The sequence below is a fragment of the Paenibacillus allorhizosphaerae genome (genome assembly GCF_042659105.1).
In the GTDB taxonomy this organism is placed as follows: domain Bacteria; phylum Bacillota; class Bacilli; order Paenibacillales; family NBRC-103111; genus Paenibacillus_G; species Paenibacillus_G allorhizosphaerae.
In genome coordinates this window covers 1-2,868 of the sequence record NZ_JBHSRV010000054.1, presented here as the reverse complement: position 1 = coordinate 2,868, position 2,868 = coordinate 1, and the positions used below count along the sequence as shown (strand labels likewise).

Genomic DNA, 2,868 nt, shown 5'->3' with positions numbered 1-2,868 from the left:
AAACTCGCTCGGATGCTTGTAGCCATGGCGAAAGAAGGACAAGAATTCTCCGTAGATAAGGCTCAGCTGCCGTTAGCAGCTTAAAACTAAAATCGCAACCCAAACACGTAGATTGGCTCATTCGCAGAATTTCACAAAGAAAGCACGGAGTACCGAGATTATTGCGCTTTAGGGCCTAGACCCGTTCCGTTAACGTTGATCGGACTCCACACCTTGGATAGATAGGACGAAGGAATGTGAGGGCATAGACCCGTCGAGATTTGGGAGAGTGAATCCCAAGGACCTTGTGGAGAGAGACGTGCAGAAAACTTTTCATGGAAGATGTTGTAAATAAATCAGCACCTTCTGTTCCTGCATGCGCTCAAACGGATCTGCCCAACCACACTATCTACTCATTTAAACTCCTACTTAAACAAGGTACGTGAAATCCTGCGAATGAGCGAGCATTCGTGAGAAAATCCTTATTCTCTGAGGGAGCTCAATAGTCTTATGTTTTAATTAGAGTCGCTGCTTATAGTTGTGAGGCTTGCCGAACACCTAATGCAGACACGTCCCGACGGGCTTAGGGGGCTGGATGTGGTCACTCGCTTCTCAGAGTGACCCGGAGCGTCAATATGGTGTTAGCCGAAGGAAGTTCTGGAAGCAGCCATTGCATTTAAGGCGTTCTCAAAATAGCTATATACTTCATCTGCAATTCCCAGAAACTCTTCAACAAGTACATTACTATCCAAGTAACAAGCATACAGATAATCAACTAAAGCGGAGTCAATCTCACAATAGTTTAATATGGCATTCTTCATCTTAATAATGTCATCTTGCCATACACCTGTATCTTCTAAAACCAAAGAGTATAATGCACGAATTAATCTCTTAGAGTAACCTTTAATATATCTAGTTTTCATTGTGTTATCACTAGCATTAGAAAGTAAACTATGTATACGATCTACTTCCTCCTTGGTCTCTGTATTTAAGTCTAAAATGAACTCTGGAGAAATAATTATCGGGTGGTACTTTTTCACCAACGTCATGACCATATATGCAAACACAAATTATCTTAACCCAAAAACCCCACTCATTTGGTTTACTTAATACATCGTCAATCGAGCAAATTATCGTATCAATCTTAGTTACTACTGGATATTCTTCCAAAAGCCTGTTTTTAATATTTGACAATCTTTCGTAATCAATATCTTTGGGATTTACACATACAATAGTAAAGTCTGCATCTGACTTAAAAGGTTTAGCAGTTCCTTTTGGAATCGAGCCACACATATAAATGCTATGAATCTTACCTTTAAATTCGGTAAGTATATTATCTATATACTTATCAACAAAATCCTTATATTCACTTTGTATTACAATTCTATTTATAACTTTTTCTAATATCATATAGACTCCTCCTAAACTAAGAACTTCTTTCGGCTAACGTTCTTGTATTCACGAACCCTCACCACCTTAAGGCACGTAGTGCCGGCCGCGATGCGGTGAGGTGGTGCAGGGTTGTCTGCCTGATTCGACTTCTTCGAATTTACTTCAGGCAGACCAAGGGGGCTTGTCCCCCGCAGCGTGAATACGGTGTTAGATGAAGTAACTGCCTTCCCTGATTGTACTTGCAAACTTACTTATTCCATATCGAATGTAACTTCTGTGAAATCCATGAAGCCTTAAATATTAGTAACAAACTAACAGATACATTTAGTATTGATACTACTAAATCCAAAACTATTCCAAATTGTCCTTCATCATGCTCTAATCCATATTGTTCTGCAACACTTTCACGAAAAATCCATAAAATACTTGATATATCCATAACTAATGAATATATTCCTATCAAACCAATGCCTAGCTGTAATAAACCTCTTAGATCAAACTGCTCAATTTCTTCGTCTCTTAAAATAATCTTCTTACTAATTTTCTTAGCAAATATCCATAAAATAACCGCAAAAGTTAGATAAATACCACTAGAAGATATCGCAATAATCGTATTTCTTGATATCCCCTCATATAAACCAGGATAAATCAACCTCTGTATTATATTGCTTGCTATTTCATTTAATTGCAGTACTGAATTAAATAAAAAATACAGTGAAACGCCTTTAATAAATAAAAAAGTTAGCCTTTGAATATTCATCATTTAATCCCTTCTTTATATTGCAGTTATTTCATCTAACGTTCTTGTATTCACGAATCCGAGAGCCTTAAGGCGCCATAGCGCCGGGTCCGTCAGGACTTAGGCTCGCAGGATTGTCTGCCTGGTCCACTTCCCCGAAAAACCTCGGGCAGACCAAGGGGGCTTGTCCCCCGCAGCGTGAATACGGTGTTATGCGTTGCTTCCGACATCTTTTGTATTACCCGCAAAAAAAAGTGCCGTTGGCTGTCGCCTCTTCGAATACTCCTCCCTGCATGCCTTTCCTATTTTTGAGTGCCGTTGGCTGTCGCCTCTTTGAGTTCCCGTCCCGGCATGCTCTTTCTATTCTTGAGTGCCGTTGGCTGTCTCCTCCTCGAGTTCTCGTCCCGGCATGCTCTTCCTATTCTTGTGTACCGTTGGCAGTCGCCTCTTCGAGTTCTCGTCCCGACATGCCCTTCCTATCTTGAATGTCTTTCACTATAACTTCTTTAAGTCTTCATCAACCATGTTTCTATCTGTTATTTATTGGTTTACGGAAGTTACGCATAACGTCTTTTTTGCGAACTTCGTAAATTCGTCATGACTTAAGTTATTCGCGAAATCATTCAACTATCCTGCCCGTCCCTCGGTTTTAAGCGTTTATCTCACGTATTCTCACTCATTCGTAGGATTTCATCACCATGTATTGCAGCGATCGACGGAAAAGTAAGCTGTTACCACTGTTGAAATCCTTTTTAGGG

At 40.1% G+C, this 2,868-nt stretch carries 1 protein-coding gene and 1 pseudogene; both read right to left on the bottom strand.

Translation table 11 applies throughout. The features are described 5' to 3' along the window. Window positions 1-620: 620 nt before the first annotated feature. A pseudogene (locus ACFQI7_RS37665) lies at window positions 621-1,389 on the bottom strand (nucleotidyltransferase domain-containing protein). Between the two features lie 229 nt (window positions 1,390-1,618). Beyond that, window positions 1,619-2,134 (bottom strand): type 2 periplasmic-binding domain-containing protein, encoded by a 516-nt coding sequence (locus tag ACFQI7_RS37660; RefSeq protein WP_377518621.1) that lies wholly within the window; start codon window positions 2,132-2,134, stop codon window positions 1,619-1,621. Between the last annotated feature and the right edge of the window lie 734 nt (window positions 2,135-2,868).

Coding starts and splice junctions, on each gene's coding strand:
- ACFQI7_RS37660 (WP_377518621.1), bottom strand. CDS start 2,134: ATGATGAATATTCAAAGGCTAACTTTTTTATTTATTAAAGGCGTTTCA.